The sequence below is a fragment of the Streptomyces sp. NPDC001068 genome, from assembly GCF_042897315.1.
Taxonomy (GTDB): domain Bacteria; phylum Actinomycetota; class Actinomycetes; order Streptomycetales; family Streptomycetaceae; genus Streptomyces.
The window spans coordinates 618,810-633,527 of record NZ_JBIAYD010000001.1; the positions used below are offsets into that span (position 1 = coordinate 618,810).

Sequence of the window (14,718 nt, forward strand, 5' to 3'; positions counted from 1 at the left end):
GACGTGGGTCGTCAAGCAGCGTTCCCAGCCGACGAGAACCTGTGCCCACGCGCTGGACCGAGGTGTCGGGGCGAGGATCATGGTCTCGTGATGAAGTGGACGAAGGAGACGCCCCCGGTCGGCCAGTCCGATCACGAGCCCGAACTCTCGGACTACCAGCGGGCGATGCGGAACCGAATTCTCGCGGCCCCGGTGGTGCCCGCGCCCGACCCCTGGCGGCCGGTCTTCGAGCACGCGTACGGCACCCCTGTCGGCGGACTGCTCGGGATCGGCTTCGCGACGGACCCCGGCACCGGCCACGATCTGGTGATGGCCGTCTCCCACGACGGGCACGGGCTCTTCGACGCCGTCACCGGCGAGAAGATCGCGCGGGATCGTGACCCGGACGCCGACGACGACAACCGTGACGCGGACCCCGCCGAGTGGTGTCCTGGACTGGGACCGGTCGCCGGGAGCCGGGTGCGCATCGCCGGACTTTTCGGCGGAGGACTGCACACCATCAGCGGAGACGGTTGGAAGCTGGAGGTCGTTGCCCCGGCGTGGCCGAACGAGCGTGTCCTGCTCTCTCGCGACGGCGGTCTGCCGCACTCCGGTCCGCACGGGGACCGCTGGTGGCACATCTTCCACTCCGACTACTCCGAGCTCCGTGCCGTTGGATTCTCGCCCTCCGGGCAGACCCTTGCCGTAGCGACGAGCAGCGACCTCTCCCTGTGGACCCGTGAACCGGACGCCGGCGCCAGCCGCTTCAGCAGCACCGAGACCTGACCCGCCCGAGACATGCAGAACGAGTCATGGAGCCACGTGGAAGCGAGTGGGGAACGCAGCGCGGAAGGGCCGTAGGGGCACGGGGAGCAGTCCTTCGGTGAGCCGGTCGAGCTGCTGGAACACCCCGCGCGCGCCGGACCCCCGCCCCACCCGCGTCCCCGACCCGCGGTCCGCGCGCGACCCGCGCGTCTCACGTGACGCGCACGTCTCACGTGACGCGGCCCCGCGGACCCCGTACGGTCACGCGGAAGCCACCACCTCGCCGGCCATGACCTGGGGAGGGTTGGGGAGCAGTGACGCGAGATGGTCCCGCACGAAGTCCGAGGCCGTCGAGATCGACTCCTCGGCGCCGGCCCGGTCCTGGAAGACGCTGGTCGAGACCATCACGCCGTCTCCCGCGTCGATCCAGTAGTAGGCGACGAAGCCGGAGACCCGGCGCATGAGCGGCACGAACCCCTCGTTCACGAGCCGTGCCGCCTCGGCCGGATCGGTCACCCCTTCGTACCGCCGGACTGCCACGTACATCTTCGAGCTCCTCACGGCGTACCGGGTTCGTCCCTTGCCGAGACGTGGATTCCCTGCGACGGGCGTCCGGCTCGTGAGACGCCCGGCAATCATCCGAAGGGTCTCCCCGGGTGATCCGAACGGCGGTCGCCGACCCCGCCCGCGGAACCCCCCGACCCCGCGGCGGCTCGGATATCCGTTCGCCCCGGGCGGGCGCGCATCCTACGCTCGGCCCATGAACAGGCCACTCGTCGCCATCCTCAGCGGAGCGGGCATCTCCACTGACTCCGGGATCCCCGACTACCGCGGTCCGAACGGGCTGTGGCGCAGGGACCCTGAGGCCGAGAAGCTCGTGACGTACGACTACTACATGGGCGACCCCGAGATCCGGCGCAGGTCCTGGCAGATGCGACGGCAGAACCGGGCGCTCGCGGCCGAGCCGAACGTGGCACACCGCGCCGTCGCCGAACTGGAGCGTTCGGGGACGCCGGTGCGGGTGATCACACAGAACGTGGACGGACTGCACCAGCTCGCCGGGCTGCCCGCCCGCAAGGTGCTCGAACTGCACGGCTCTGCCCACGGCGTGGTGTGCACCAAGTGCCATGCGCGGGGAGCGATGACGGACGCGATCGCCCGCGTCGAGGCCGGCGAGGACGACCCGCCGTGCCTGGAGTGCGGGGGCGTCCTCAAGTCCGCGACCGTCATGTTCGGCGAGAACCTCGACCCCGTCGTCCTCGGCCAGGCCCTCGCCATCAGCAAGGCGTGCACGGTGTTCATCGCGGTCGGCAGCAGTCTCCAGGTCCACCCCGCCGCCGGCCTCGCGGGCATCGCCGCCGACCACGGCGCCCGGCTGATCGTCGTCAACGCCGAACCCACGCCGTACGACGACCGGGCGGACGAAGTCGTCCGGGAACCGATCGGCACCGCGCTGCCGAGGCTGCTCGCGGAGCTGCGGGACGCCTAGAAGAGGCCCGCGTCCCGTTCGAAGTCGAGCAGGCGCCGCTTGCGGGGCAGGCCGCCGCCGTAGCCGGTGAGGCTGCCGTCGGCGCCGACGACGCGGTGGCAGGGGACGATGATGCCGATCGGGTTCCTGCCGTTGGCGAGGCCCACCGCCCGGGACGCCTGCGGATTGCCCAGGGCGTCGGCCAGTTCGCCGTAGGACCGGGTCTCGCCGTAGGGGATGAGACTGAGCTGTTCCCAGACGCTGCGCTGGAACGGGGTTCCGTTCAGGCGCAGTTCGAGGGTGAACTCCGTCAGCTCGCCCGCGAAGTACGCGGTCAGCTGTTCCTCCGCCGCGGCGAACAGGCCGTCGTCGCGGGCGCCGAAGTTCTCCTCGGGCGGGCGGTGGCGCTGGTCCACCATGTAGAGGCCGCACAGGACGCCGTCCTCGGCGACCAGGGTGAGGGGGCCGTAGGGGCTGTCGGTGATCGTGTGGTTCTTCACGGCTGGGTCCTTACACGGGAAGGAAGTTGATCGGGTGGCTGTCGGTCGCCCACAGGTACTGGACCGCGTAGGCGCGCCAGGGGCGCCAGGCGGCCGCGCGGGCGGTGAGGGCGGCCGGGGTGCCGGGCAGGCCCAGCTCCAGCGCGGCCCGGCGGACGCCGAGGTCGGTGGGGAGGAAGGCGTCGGGATCGCCGAGCGCCCGCATGGCGATGACGTCGACGGTCCAGGGCCCGAAGCCCGGGAGTTCGAGGAGCTTGGCGCGGGCCTCCTCCCAGTCGCTCTCCACGCCGAGGTGGAGGGTGCCGTCGGCGAGCCTGCCCACCAGGGTGGTGAAGGTGGTGCGGCGGGTGCGGGGCATCGCCAGCGACTCGGGGTCCAGTCCGGCCAGTGCCCCGGGGTCCGGGAAGAGGTGGGTGAGGCCGCCCTCCGGGTCGTCGACCGGCGTGCCGTGGGCCGTCACCAGGCGGCTCGCGTGGGTGCGGGCGGCGGCCGTGGAGACCTGCTGGCCCAGTACCGCCCGTACCGCGAACTCCGCCTCGTCGACGGTGCGGGGCACCCGGCGGCCGGGCGCCTTGTCCACCAGCGGCGCCAGCACGGGATCGGTGCGCAGCTGGTCGTCGACCGCGACCGGGTCGGCGTCCAGGTCGAGCATCCGCCGGCAGCGGCTGATGGCGACGGGCAGGTCCCGCAGGTCACTGAGGGTGAGCCGGCAGGCGATGTGGTCGGGCTTCGGGGTCAGGGCGGCGATGCCGTGGCCGTACGGCAGCCGCAGGGTCCGCCGGTAGGCGCCGTCCCGCCACTCCTCGACGCCTGGCACGGCGGTCGCCGCCAGGTGGCCGAAGAGGTTGTCGGGGTTCAGGGGCGCGCGGAACGGCAGCCGGAGGGACAGCGCTCCAGGAGCGCTGGACGCGCTCTTCGGGGCCCTGGCGCGCAGCTCGCTCGGGGACAGCGCGAAGACCTCGCGGACGGTGTCGTTGAAGGTGCGGATCGAGGAGAAGCCGGCCGCGAAGGCGATCTCCGCCATCGGCAGCGCGGACGTCTCGATCAGGAGGCGGGCGGTCTGCGCCCGCTGGGCCCGGGCGAGGGCCAGCGGGCCCGCGCCGAGTTCGGCGAGCAGCTGGCGTTCGACCTGGCGGGCGCTGTAGCCGAGCCGGGCGGCGAGCCCGGGCACGCCCTCGCGGTCCACGACCCCGTCGGCGATCAGCCGGGTGGCGCGGGCGACCAGGTCGGCGCGCTGGTTCCACTCCGGGGAGCCGGGGCTGGTGTCCGGGCGGCAGCGCTTGCAGGCCCGGAATCCGGCCTGCTGGCAGGCGGCCGCACTCGGGTAGAACGTCATGTTCTCGGGCTTGGGCGGCACCACCGGGCAACTGGGCCGGCAGTAGATGCGGGTGGTCAGGACGGCCGTGAAGAACCAGCCGTCGAACCGGGCGTCCTTGGACCGCACGGCCCGTACACAGTGCTCTCGGTCGAGGTTCGTCCCGTTCTGCATGAGTCCAGCATCGGCCACCTCAGGCGGCCGGTGCTGGCGGAAATCCGACACGTAGGTGCGCTGACCTCCGGGCCTCCGCGGCTCCTGCCGGGCATGGGTCCGCTCAGGTCAGCCACGCGGCGAACGCCTGGTAGGCCCGTTCGTCGAAGAGCACGAAGCGGACCTCCTCGACGGCCGTGTCGGTCTCCCGGACGGTCGTGACGGCGATCCGGGCGCCGTCGTCCAGCGGCCAGCCGTAGATCCCGGTGGAGACTGCGGGGAACGCGACCGTGCGGGCGCCGAGCTCGTCGGCTCGCCGCAGGGACTCGCGGTAGCAGGAGGCCAGCAGCTCGGAGCGGTCCTCGGTGGCGGAGTGGACGGGCCCGACGGTGTGGATGACCCACCGGGCGTCGAGGTCGCCGGCGGTGGTGGCGACGGCCTGGCCGGTGGGCAGGCCCTTGCCGATGGGGGTCCCCCCGCTCGAGCGAAGCCGAGAGTGGGGGAGGCCGGCGCGGAGCCTGCGGCACTCCTCGAGGATCGCGGGGCCGCCGCGCCGGTGGATGGCGCCGTCGACGCCTCCGCCACCGAGCAGGGACGAGTTGGCCGCGTTGACGATCGCGTCGGCGGTCTGCCGGGTGATGTCGCCCTGGACGAGCGTGATGCGGGTCATGGCTGTCTCAGCCTCCTCCAGACGGCCTTGGCGGCGTTGTGCCCGGACATTCCGTGCACTCCCGGGCCGGGCGGGGTCGCCGACGAGCAGATGAAGACGGCCGGGTGCGGGGTGCCGTACGGGAACAGGGAGAGCTTGGGGCGCAGCAGGATCTGCAGGCCCGAGACGGCACCGGTGCCGATGTCGCCGCCGACGTAGTTGGCGTTGCGGGCCGCGAGTTCGGCGGGGCCCGCGACGGCACGGGCCAGCACGCGGTCGCGGAACCCCGGCGCGAAGCGCTCCAGTTGACGCTCCATCACGTCGGTGAGGTTCCCGGTCCAGCCGCTCGGCACATGGGCGTAGGCCCAGAAGACCTGCTTGCCCTCGGGGGCGCGGGAGGGGTCCACCACTCCGGGCTGCACGGTGATCATGAAAGGCCGGTCGGGGGCGCGCCCCTCGCGGGAGGCGGCCCGCAGGGCGCTGCCGATCTCCGCGCTGTCCGCGCCGATCTGCACCGTCCCGGCGCGGCGGGCCTCCGGAGCCGTCCAGGGGACCGGGCCGTCCAGCGCGTAGTCGATCTTGAAGACGCCCGGGCCGTAGCGGTAGTCCCGGTAGTAGTTGCCGAGGCCGGCGATGCGGGCGAGGGCGGTCGGCGAGGTGTCGAAGACGTAGGACCGGGCGGGCGGCAGGTCGTCCAGGCGCTTGACCTCGTAGTCGGTGTGGATCGCGCCGCCGAGGTCCCCGAGGTAGCCGGCGAGGGCGTCCGAGATGGCCTGCGAGCCGCCCCGGGCCACCGGCCAGCCGCGGGCGTGCGCGGCGAGTGCGAAGACCAGGCCGACGGCACCGGTCCCGAAGCCGCTGAGCGGGGCCATGACATGGGCGACCAGTCCGGCGAAGAGGGTTCGGGCCCGCTCGTCACGGAAGCGCCGCAGCAGCAGGGCGGCGGGCGGCAGCCCGACCAGGCCGAAGCGCCCGAGGGTGACCGGGTCCCGGGGCAGCGCGGTGAGCGGCAGGGACATGAAGTCCCGGGCCAGGGTGTCCCAGTGGGGCATGAACGGCTCGACCAGTCTGCGGTAGGTGCCCGCGTCGCGCGGCCCGAAGGAGGCGGCGGTCTCGGCGACCGAGCGGGCCAGTACGGCGGCCCGTCCGTCGGGGAAGGGGTGCGCCATCGGCAGCTCGGGGTGCAGCCACTCCAGGCCGTAGCGCTCCAGGGGCAGGTCGCGGAACGCGGGTGAGTTGACGCCGAGCGGGTGGGCGGCGGAACACGGGTCGTGCCGGAAGCCCGGCAGGGTCAGCTCCTCGGTGCGGGCACCCCCGCCCACGGTGTCGCGCGCCTCGAAGACCGCGACGGAGAAGCCGCGCCGGGCCAGCTCCACAGCGGCCGTCAGGCCGTTCGGTCCCGCCCCCACCACGACCGTATCGAGCATCGACGGCACCTTCGCACCCCTTCGTCAGCCGAATGGCCACTCGGGTTCAGGATATGCCGCAGGACTGACACCGCCCTCGTCCGGGGTTACCAGTGCGGGTTCTGCAGCAGGTCCAGCACCCGCTGGGCGGTGGCCGCGTCGCGGGCCGCGGTGAACGGCAGGACGTTGTCCCCGGTGATCCGGAACGGCTCGCCGGCGAGTGTGAGGTGGGCGCCGCCCGCCTCCTCCACCAGGAGCAGCCCGGCCGCGTGGTCCCAGGCCGCCTCCCAGGAGAACGCGGTCGCGTCCAACTCCCCGCGGGCGACGGCGAGATACTCGAGGCCCGCCGAGCCGCAGGGGCGCGGGGCGACACCATCGACCCACAGGGCGAACAGCGCGCGCTTCTGCGCGTCCGTCGTGTAGTCCGGGTGGGAGGTGGCTATCCGCAGGTCACGGTCGGCGGCGGGGGGCCCGGCGTGCAGCCGTACGCCGTCCAGGTAGGCGCCCTTCCCCCGTACCGCGGTGGCGAGTTGCTCGCGGACCGGGGCGTAGGTCCAGGAGGCGAGCAGGACACCCCGGTGGGCGAGCGCCACCAGGGTGCAGAAGCCATCCTCGCCGCGCACGAACTCGCGGGTGCCGTCGACCGGGTCGACGATCCACACCGGCGCGTCGCCCCGGAGGGCCTCGTAGGTCTCCGGGTCCGCGTGCACCGCCTCCTCGCCGACCACGACGGAGCCCGGCAGCAGGGCGCCGAGCGCCCCGGTGAGGTACTTCTCGGCGAGCCGGTCGGCGTCCGTCACCAGGTCGTGCGGCCCGCTCTTCTGGTCGACCTCGTGGTCGGCGAGCCGGCGCCAGCGCGGCAGGATCTCGGTCCGGGCGGCCTTGCGGACGGCGTCCTCGACGTCACCGGCGTGCTGGAGGAGAAACTCGTCGATGGTCTCCGTTGCTTCGATCATGCCTCCATGAGAGCACGTGTCACTGACAATCCTCGCCGCTCGGATGTACGGGACATGGAATAGCGAGGAACAACCGGTGCCGACGATCAGTGGACCGCCGGACGACGCAGCAGGTCAGCGCCCCACCGCATACCCCTGCATCCCGCGCGGGTTGGCCGCCGCCGACAGCACCCCGGTCCCGGGGTCCCTGGCCACCGCGCACAGCCGTCCCTCCGACCAGCCCGGCCCCACCGTCACGTCGTGGCCGCGCCGGCGCAGCTCCGCCACCACCCGGGGGTCCGTGCGCGACTCGACGGTCACGCTCGCGGGGCGGCGCCCGCGCGGAAAGAAGGAACTGGGGAAGCTGTCGTTGTGCCAGTTGGGGGCGTCGATCGCGCCCTGGAGGTCGAGTCCGCCGCGCACCTCGCCGCGCAGCGCGACGGCGAGGAAGAAGTGCAGCTGCCACTGGTCCTGCTGGTCGCCGCCGGGGGTGCCGAAGGCCAGCACCGGGACCCCGTCGCGCAGGGCGACGGACGGGGTGAGCGTGGTGCGGGGGCGGCGGCCGGGGGTGAGGGAGTTCGGCAGGCCCTCCTCCAGCCACGCCATCTGGAGCCGGGTGCCCAGCGGGAAGCCCAGCTCGGGAACGACGGGGTTGGACTGGAGCCAGCCGCCGCTCGGGGTCGCCGCGACCATGTTGCCCCAGCGGTCGACGACGTCCAGGTGGCAGGTGTCGCCCCGGGTGGCGCCGTCGGAGGCGACCTGCGCGACCGTCGGCTCACCGGCGCCCAGCGGGTCGAAGGCGGTGGAGCCGGCGGCCTCCACGCGCGCGTACGCGGGCAGCCGCGGCACCCGCCCGCCGGGGCTGCCGGGCCGCAGCTCCCCGGACGCGGCGGCGCCGACCAGGCCGCGCCGCCCGGCGTTGTAGGAGTCGGAGAGCAGTTCGGCGAGCGGCACCTCGGCCGCGTCCCCGTACCAGGCCTCGCGGTCGGCCATGGCGAGTTTGCAGCCCTCGATCAGGAGGTGCATGTAGTCGGCGGAACCGTGGCCGGGCAGCTCGGGCGGCAGCAGGGCCAGCTGCTGGAGGAAGGCGGGTCCCTGGCTCCAGGGCCCCGCCTTGCACACGGTCCAGCCGTTCCAGTCGTACGACACCGGGGCCTCGTAGCCCGCGGACCAGCCGGCCAGGTCGGCGGCGGTGAGGGTGCCGGTGTGCCGCTCGCCGCTGGTGTCCAGGGTGGGGCGGGCCGCCTGGCGGACCAGCGCCTCGGCGATGAAGCCGGTGCGCCACACCGCGCGGGCCGCGTCGATCCGCGCCTCCCGGTCCCCGGCGCCCGCGGTCTCGGCGAGCAGCCGCCGCCAGGTGGCGGCGAGCGCCGGGTTGCGGAACAGCTCGCCGGGCCGGGGCGGACGGCCGCCGGGCAGGTACACCTCGGCCGAGGAGGTCCACTCGGTCTCGAACAGCTCCCGGACGCTCGCCACCGTCGCGCCGACGTTCTCCACCGGCGGGTGTCCGTGCTCGGCGTACCCGATGGCGTACGCCAGGATCTCGTCCAGCGGCTTGGTGCCGTGGTCGCGCAGCAGGAGCAGCCAGGCGTCGAAGGCTCCGGGGACGGCGGCGGCCAGCGGTCCGGTGCCGGGGACCAGGTCCAGGCCGAGCCCCCGGTAGTGGGCGACGGTGGCGCCGGCCGGGGCCACGCCCTGCCCGCACAGCACCCGCACCTCGCCGCCGGCCGGCGCGAGCAGGATCGGCACCTCGCCGGCCGGTCCGTTGAGGTGCGGTTCGACCACGTGCAGGACGAACGCGCCGGCGACGGCCGCGTCGTAAGCGTTGCCCCCGCTCTCCAGGACCGCCATCGCCGACTGGGAGGCCAGCCAGTGCGTGGAGGCCACCATGCCGAAGGTCCCCTGGAGCGTGGGCCGGGTGGTGAAGGACATCGGTCACCTCGGTGGGAGCGCGCGTCGGCCGGGGCCGAGCGGTTCCGGGCGGTCCGGCTCGGCTCCGTTCGCCCTGGTCACGCAGCACCCTACCCACCGGAGGCGACTCCACGCGGCGGCGGTGTCACGCCCTCGGGGCGACCTGCCGGGAAGCCGGCCGGCCGGCGGTGACGGGGCGCGGCGGGTCTCCCGCGCCCCGTGCCGCCGGACACGTCCTAGTCGTCGTCCGAGTCGGGCTTGTTCCCGGCCGCCGCGTAGGCCTGCGCCGGTGTCATCGGGACGCCGTTGAGGCTGACCGTCTTGTAGGGGCTGACCTTGGCGCAGGTCTTGGAGTCGTCGGCGGTGGAGGCGTTCGCGTTGGAGACGGCGGCCTTGGTGTCGCCGGACTTGGCCGGGTAGCTGGTGCCGGTCGTCCAGTCGCTGCCGATGACCAGCGTCACGCCGCTGCCGGTGCCCTGCTTGACGTGCGAGGCGGGCACGTCCAGCGCCTTGGCGACGGTCTGCGCCGCGCCCTTGTCGCCGCTGCCGTAGGTCACGGTGGTCGTGGTCGCGGAACTCGGCGCGTTGGCGGTGCTCGTCCCGCTGCTGAAGCCCTGGGAGACCAGCGCGTTGGCGATCGCGGAGGCACGGCCCGTGATCTCGGTGCCGTTCTCGACGGTCACGGCGATCTGGCCGGCGGGCACCGAGGGGGTGGTGGCCCTCGGCTTCGCGGTGGCCGCGGCGGCCGACGACTTCTTGCCGGAACTGGTGGTCAGCGACTGGTCGTTGGCCATGGTGGCGAACAGGTCCTTGGCGCCGTCCCCCACCACCACACGGTTCTCGTTCGCCGGGTCGGGGGCGGTCTGCATGGTGGTGAAGGTCATCCGCTTGGTGGGGACCTTGTTCACGTCGGCCGCGAGCGAGATCAGCTTCTTGACGGTGCCGAGGCCGTCGTCGACGGTGAGCGCCTTGGTGGCGGCGTCGGCGAGCTTGTAGACCGCGGCGGGGTCGGTGAGCGTGCCCGCGCTCTTGAAGTTGCGCATCATCGCGCTGAGGAAGATGTGCTGGGAGACGGTACGGCCGAGGTCGCTGCCGTCCCCGAAGCCGTGCCGGGAGCGGACGAACTCCAGCGCGGCCTCGCCCTTGAGGGTGTGGGCGCCCTTGGACAGCTTGAGGTGCGAGTAGGTGTCGTACACGTTGGAGTTGACGCACACGGAGACGCCGCCGACGGCGTCGGACATCTTGACCACGCCGGAGAAGTCGAGCTTGACGAAGTGGTCGATGGTGATGCCGGTGAGCTGGTGGACGGTGTCGACCTGGCAGGCGGGCCCGTACTCCAGGGCGCTGTTGACCTGCCCGTAGTAGCCGGACGTGGACTGGCCGCTCTTGCTGTCCTTGCAGGCCGGCACGTTGACCATGGTGTCGCGGGGGATGCTCATGACCGTGGCGTTGGAGCGGTCCGCGGATATGTGGACGACCATCTCGACGTCGGCGTTGCCGTTGCCGGTCTGCACCCCGGTCGTCTTGCAGCCGCCGCCGAGCTTGCAGTCCGCGGAGCTGGTCCGGCCGTCCGAGCCGATGACCAGGATGTTGATCGGGGTCCGGCCGAACGCGTCGGCCTTCTCCGTGCCGCCCTTGCCGTCGAGGGAGACGCTGTTGATGTTGCCGTTCAGGTGCTGGTAGAACCACCAGCCCGCACCGGCCGTGACCAGGACCAGGACCGAGGTGACCAGCCCGACGATCTTCAGGACGCGCTTGCCGCGACCGGGCGACTTGGCGCGTCGGGCACCTTTGCCGCCACGGGATCTGGCCGCCTGCCGGGCCGCGGCCCGGCCACCGGTCGAGCGCGTCCCGTCAGGCAGGGCACCACGCTGTCCGGGCACCCGGTCGGTGCGGCTCCGCGTGGCCTGCCCCCCCGGGCCGTCCCACGGGTCGGTCATCTTCCACTCCCATGAACGGGTTGGGCCCGCGACGTCAGGGTCTCCCGTACGCGGCGGTGCACGGGCAGGCGCGAGGTGGGCCCAATTGGGTTGCGTGATTGCGCAATCTAACAAACCCACGGCCCGAGCAGCACAGATCCCGTCTCATTTCACAGGTGAGTGATCTCATGGCAACGTCCGGGAACCATCGCGCGCCCCCGGAGCGCCCGCGCCGTCGGGACCGCCCCGGCGCGCCCTCAGACCCCGGCCTCGCGCAGCCGCCGCAACGGCGCGGGAGGCTGGTAGGAGCGGGCGGTCAGCTGTCCGACGGCCACCCGTACCACGGTCACGATGTCCGGATCGTCCACGTAGTAGATCTGCCGGCGGCCTTCCCGGCGGGACCGCACGAGCCCGGCGAGCTTGAGCTTGGCCAGGTGCTGGCTGACCGCGGGCAGGGCGCCCCCGACCCGGTCGGCGAGGCACGACACGTCGCTCTCGCCCTGGGAGAGCGCCCACACCAGGTGCAGCCGGGCCGGCGAGGCGAGCAGCCCGAACACCGCCGCCGCCTCCGTCAGCACCCCGTCGGAGGGGTCCGCGACACCACCGATGTGCTCCTCCACAGCCCGCTCCCTCCCCCACCGCCGCCCAGAAGTGCACTCAGTGTAGGCGGACGGTCACCCTCCCCCGCACCGCCTCCCCGGAATGTCCGCCACACGTTCTCCGCATTGTCATGACCCGGTGACAGATCATCGACGGCTCGGCGTCAGGCGCCGCCAGGGGTCCTCGCCGTTCATAAGCTTGCGCAACAAGGCAACTGAACAGGACGCCATCCCTACCGGGAGGACAACGAACGTGGGCATCATCAGCTGGATCATCCTCGGCCTCCTCGCCGGAGCCATCGCCAAGATCCTGCTGCCCGGCCGGGACCCGGGCGGCCTGATCGGCACCACCCTCATCGGCATCGCGGGCGCCTTCCTCGGCGGCTGGCTCTCGGCCCGCTTCCTCGACCGCCCGGTGGAGAAGCAGTTCTTCGACCTCTACACCTGGGGCGCCGCCGTCGCAGGCTCCCTGGTCCTCCTCATCGCCTACCGGCTGCTGTTCGGCGACTCCCGCGACCGCGCGCGGCGGTGACTCCGGTCACCCTTCCCGCCCGGCCGCAGTCACGACATTCCGGAAGTACCCGGACCGCGGTCACATGACATTCCGGATGTACGGGGACGGCCCCGCGGACCCCGTCAACAGGGCGTCGCCGCCTGCCCTACAGGCAGAGCACCGATTCCACTTCCACCCCGCGGACAGTCGTGTGACACTGGCGTCCCGTCCGCAGTGTGGACACCTCGGCACACCGTCCCCCACGAGAAGTGCGACTTGCGTTCTCTACCACTGCCACTCGCCCTCACCGCGCGCCTGACGCCGGTCGCCGTGCTCGCCTGTGCGGGCTGGGCGATGTCGTCGGGTCCCGCCAAGACGTCCGCCGACACCTCCGGTGCCACCTCGTCCCAGCAGACGGCCGGCCAGTCCGCGAGCGACGCCCCGTCGTCCTCCGCGACCTCCTCGACGGCCGTCAAGACGTACGCCGGGGCGCCCGCGCCCTGCGGCAGCATCCCCGTGGCCACCATCAAGTCGCTGGTGCCGGGCGCGAAGACGGCCGGCAAGGAGATCCCCTCCACGGACACCAAGCTGCGCCGCACCTGCTCCTGGAACGCGCTCAAGGGGTTCGACTACCGCTGGCTCGACGTCTCCTTCGAGATCATGGACACGGACGCGGCGGCGGCCAAGGAGTACAAGGAGCGGGTCGCGGAGAAGAGCGGCGGCGGGGCCGTGCCGGGGCTCGGCGACGGCGGCTACTCGGTGGTCAACCTCACCACCGAGGACAAGCAGCAGACCCGGGAGGGCGTGGTCATGGCCCAGGTCTCCAACGCGCTGGTGGTCGTCACGTACAACGGCAGCGACTTCGAGAACAAGAAGGCGCCGGACACGGACGAGATCAACAAGGGCGCGATCAAGGCGGCGAAGGCCGCGGTGACCGCGCTGAAGGGCAGCCGGTAGCCGAACCGGCCGCCCTTCGCGCTCAGGCCTCTTCGGACGTGCGCCCGGTGAGCAGGGTCAGCCCCACGTACAGCACCAGGGACGTACCGAGGCCCACCGCCCAGCCGTAGTCGGCGAGCGGGGACAGCGCCGGGATCGGACGTCCGTCGATCAGCGGCTTGAAACTGGCACCGCCGACGGCGAGGACGCCTCCCACCAGGAAGGCGAGGACCGCCCGCCAGTTCCAGCCGCCGTCGTACCAGTAGCGGCCGCCCGTGCGGTACAGGTCGGTCAGGTCGAGGCGGGTGCGGCGCAGCAGCCAGTAGTCCGCGATGAGGATGCCGGCGACCGTGCCGAGCAGTCCGCCGACCAGGCCGAGCCAGGTGAAGATGTAGCCCTGGGGGTCGGCGTACAGCTTCCAGGGGAAGATCAGTACCGCGAGGACCGAGGTGATCAGCGCGCCGGTGCGGAAGCTGATCTTCCGGGGCGCGATGTTGGAGAAGTCGAAGGCGGGCGACACCAGGTTGGCGGCGATGTTCACGGACAGGGTCGCGACCAGGACGGTGACCAGGGCGTAGAGCAGTCCGACCACGTTGTCGGTCTTGGCGGCCAGCTGGACCGGGTCCCAGACCGGCTGCCCGTAGACGGCCTGCGAACCGGAGGTGACCAGGACCGACAGGAACGCGAACAGCGTCATGGTGGTCGGCAGCCCCAGGGCCTGCCCCCAGGTCTGCGCCTTCTGGCTCCTGCCGTACCGGGTGAAGTCGGGGATGTTCAGCGACAGCGTCGACCAGAAGCCGATCATCCCCATCAGCGAGGGCCAGAAGATCTTCCAGAAGCCGCCGCCCCAGCCGAGCTTGGAGGGCTGGTCGAAGAGCGGGCCGAGACCGCCGGCCTTGTCGCTCATCCAGATCAGCATGACCACCGCGCCGACGATCACGAACGGCGCCGCCCAGTTCTCGAACCGTCGGATGGTCTCCATGCCCCGGTAGATGATGGCGACCTGCAGCACCCAGAAGAGCGCGAACGACAGCCACATGGTCCAGGCGTAGCCGCCGACGTGCGAGGCGTTCGCCCAGCTGTCGCCGATCAGCTTGCCGGCCAGGAAGTAGATCGCCTCGCCACCGATCCAGGTCTGGATGCCGAACCAGCCGCAGGCCACCAACGCCCTTACGACGGCAGGGAGGTTGGCGCCGCGTATCCCGAAGCTGGCGCGGGCGAAGACCGGGAAGGGGATGCCGTACTTCGGTCCGGCGTGCCCGGTGAGCAGCATGGGCACGAGGACGATCAGGTTGGCCAGGGCGATGGTGAACACGGCCTGTTTCCAGTCCATGCCGACCGCGATCAGCCCGGAGGCCAGGGTCCAGGACGCCGTGTTGTGCGCCATGCCGACCCAGAGGGCGGAGAAGTTGTACGTGGTCCAGGTGCGCTTCTCGACGGGGACCGGGAGCAGGTCCGCGTTGGCGTAGGGGCCGGTCGGCGACGGGGAGCCCGGGGCGAGCTCGACGCGCCCGTCGGAGGTGGTCACTTGTCCGGACGGCGGTATGGCCGTGGGTGCGGTGTCGGTCATGGGCAGGCCAATCAGGAGGAGAGGGGACGGAAGACAGGCCGTGCGGGTGGCGTCCGGAGGGGCGGGCGGGGGGTGCGCCGGGGCCCCCTTCCCGGGACGGCGGGAAGGGGGAGATCAACC

General features: G+C 72.4%; 14 protein-coding genes. 4 read left to right on the plus strand and 10 right to left on the minus strand.

Annotated elements, in window-relative coordinates; genetic code table 11:
* Positions 1 to 90: 90 nt before the first annotated feature.
* Positions 91 to 765, plus strand: coding sequence for a hypothetical protein (locus ACFY3I_RS02685; RefSeq protein ID WP_390859008.1), 675 nt, complete (start codon positions 91 to 93; stop codon positions 763 to 765).
* Positions 766 to 1,005: 240 nt separating this feature from the next.
* Here ACFY3I_RS02685 and ACFY3I_RS02690 read toward each other — a convergent pair whose 3' ends face one another.
* Positions 1,006 to 1,290, minus strand: coding sequence for a hypothetical protein (locus tag ACFY3I_RS02690; RefSeq protein WP_390859009.1), 285 nt, complete (start codon positions 1,288 to 1,290; stop codon positions 1,006 to 1,008).
* Positions 1,291 to 1,504: 214 nt separating this feature from the next.
* Here ACFY3I_RS02690 and ACFY3I_RS02695 point away from each other — a divergent pair, with 214 nt between their 5' ends.
* Positions 1,505 to 2,233, plus strand: a complete 729-nt coding sequence (locus ACFY3I_RS02695) for an NAD-dependent deacetylase (protein WP_390859010.1) — start codon at positions 1,505 to 1,507, stop codon at positions 2,231 to 2,233.
* Here ACFY3I_RS02695 and ACFY3I_RS02700 read toward each other — a convergent pair.
* The 8 genes from ACFY3I_RS02700 to ACFY3I_RS02735 form a co-directional block, all read right to left on the minus strand.
* Positions 2,230 to 2,712, minus strand: a complete 483-nt coding sequence (locus ACFY3I_RS02700; protein WP_390859011.1) for a methylated-DNA--[protein]-cysteine S-methyltransferase — start codon at positions 2,710 to 2,712, stop codon at positions 2,230 to 2,232. The two genes, ACFY3I_RS02695 and ACFY3I_RS02700, sit on opposite strands and share 4 nt — an antisense overlap.
* A 10-nt stretch (positions 2,713 to 2,722) precedes the next feature.
* Complete coding sequence (locus ACFY3I_RS02705; RefSeq protein WP_390859012.1) at positions 2,723 to 4,201, minus strand: AlkA N-terminal domain-containing protein; 1,479 nt, start codon at positions 4,199 to 4,201, stop codon at positions 2,723 to 2,725.
* Positions 4,202 to 4,304: 103 nt separating this feature from the next.
* The gene (locus ACFY3I_RS02710) at positions 4,305 to 4,850 is read right to left on the minus strand and encodes an O-acetyl-ADP-ribose deacetylase (RefSeq protein WP_390859013.1); all 546 of its coding nucleotides are present in this window, start codon (positions 4,848 to 4,850) and stop codon (positions 4,305 to 4,307) included.
* Complete coding sequence (locus ACFY3I_RS02715; RefSeq protein ID WP_390859014.1) at positions 4,847 to 6,256, minus strand: phytoene desaturase family protein; 1,410 nt, start codon at positions 6,254 to 6,256, stop codon at positions 4,847 to 4,849. Before ACFY3I_RS02715 ends, ACFY3I_RS02710 begins: the two co-directional genes overlap by 4 nt.
* Positions 6,257 to 6,342: 86 nt before the next feature.
* Positions 6,343 to 7,191, minus strand: coding sequence for an inositol monophosphatase family protein (locus tag ACFY3I_RS02720; protein ID WP_390859015.1), 849 nt, complete (start codon positions 7,189 to 7,191; stop codon positions 6,343 to 6,345).
* A gap of 114 nt (positions 7,192 to 7,305) precedes the next feature.
* Complete coding sequence (locus ACFY3I_RS02725; RefSeq protein ID WP_390859016.1) at positions 7,306 to 9,102, minus strand: gamma-glutamyltransferase family protein; 1,797 nt, start codon at positions 9,100 to 9,102, stop codon at positions 7,306 to 7,308.
* A gap of 215 nt (positions 9,103 to 9,317) precedes the next feature.
* On the minus strand, positions 9,318 to 11,021 hold the full coding sequence (locus ACFY3I_RS02730) for an LCP family protein (protein WP_390859017.1): 1,704 nt from the start codon (positions 11,019 to 11,021) through the stop codon (positions 9,318 to 9,320).
* Between the two features lie 236 nt (positions 11,022 to 11,257).
* Positions 11,258 to 11,620 carry a metalloregulator ArsR/SmtB family transcription factor gene (locus ACFY3I_RS02735; protein WP_365295309.1) on the minus strand — a complete coding sequence of 121 codons (363 nt, stop codon included), beginning with the start codon at positions 11,618 to 11,620 and terminating at the stop codon, positions 11,258 to 11,260.
* Between the two features lie 232 nt (positions 11,621 to 11,852).
* On the opposite strand from ACFY3I_RS02735, the gene ACFY3I_RS02740 reads away from it, so the two are divergent.
* Both ACFY3I_RS02740 and ACFY3I_RS02745 read left to right on the plus strand, forming a co-directional pair.
* Entirely contained in the window at positions 11,853 to 12,131 is a 279-nt protein-coding gene (locus ACFY3I_RS02740) for a GlsB/YeaQ/YmgE family stress response membrane protein (RefSeq protein ID WP_365295307.1), read from the plus strand.
* A gap of 237 nt (positions 12,132 to 12,368) precedes the next feature.
* A complete protein-coding gene (locus ACFY3I_RS02745) occupies positions 12,369 to 13,049 on the plus strand; it encodes a hypothetical protein (protein WP_390859018.1) in 681 nt (226 codons plus the stop codon).
* 22 nt (positions 13,050 to 13,071) lie between these two features.
* On the opposite strand, the gene ACFY3I_RS02750 is transcribed toward ACFY3I_RS02745, so the two are convergent.
* Positions 13,072 to 14,598 (minus strand): NCS1 family nucleobase:cation symporter-1, encoded by a 1,527-nt coding sequence (locus tag ACFY3I_RS02750; RefSeq protein ID WP_390859019.1) that lies wholly within the window; start codon positions 14,596 to 14,598, stop codon positions 13,072 to 13,074.
* Positions 14,599 to 14,718: the final 120 nt, after the last annotated feature.

Excerpts from the sequence above, each read along its gene's own strand:
- ACFY3I_RS02710 (WP_390859013.1), bottom strand. The coding sequence starts at position 4,850 with ATGACCCGCATCACGCTCGTCCAGGGCGACATCACCCGGCAGACCGCC.
- ACFY3I_RS02695 (WP_390859010.1), top strand. The coding sequence starts at position 1,505 with ATGAACAGGCCACTCGTCGCCATCCTCAGCGGAGCGGGCATCTCCACT.
- ACFY3I_RS02750 (WP_390859019.1), bottom strand. The coding sequence starts at position 14,598 with ATGACCGACACCGCACCCACGGCCATACCGCCGTCCGGACAAGTGACC.
- ACFY3I_RS02725 (WP_390859016.1), bottom strand. The coding sequence starts at position 9,102 with ATGTCCTTCACCACCCGGCCCACGCTCCAGGGGACCTTCGGCATGGTG.
- ACFY3I_RS02705 (WP_390859012.1), bottom strand. The coding sequence starts at position 4,201 with ATGCAGAACGGGACGAACCTCGACCGAGAGCACTGTGTACGGGCCGTG.
- ACFY3I_RS02685 (WP_390859008.1), top strand. The coding sequence starts at position 91 with ATGAAGTGGACGAAGGAGACGCCCCCGGTCGGCCAGTCCGATCACGAG.
- ACFY3I_RS02690 (WP_390859009.1), bottom strand. The coding sequence starts at position 1,290 with ATGTACGTGGCAGTCCGGCGGTACGAAGGGGTGACCGATCCGGCCGAG.
- ACFY3I_RS02715 (WP_390859014.1), bottom strand. The coding sequence starts at position 6,256 with ATGCTCGATACGGTCGTGGTGGGGGCGGGACCGAACGGCCTGACGGCC.
- ACFY3I_RS02720 (WP_390859015.1), bottom strand. The coding sequence starts at position 7,191 with ATGATCGAAGCAACGGAGACCATCGACGAGTTTCTCCTCCAGCACGCC.
- ACFY3I_RS02730 (WP_390859017.1), bottom strand. The coding sequence starts at position 11,021 with ATGACCGACCCGTGGGACGGCCCGGGGGGGCAGGCCACGCGGAGCCGC.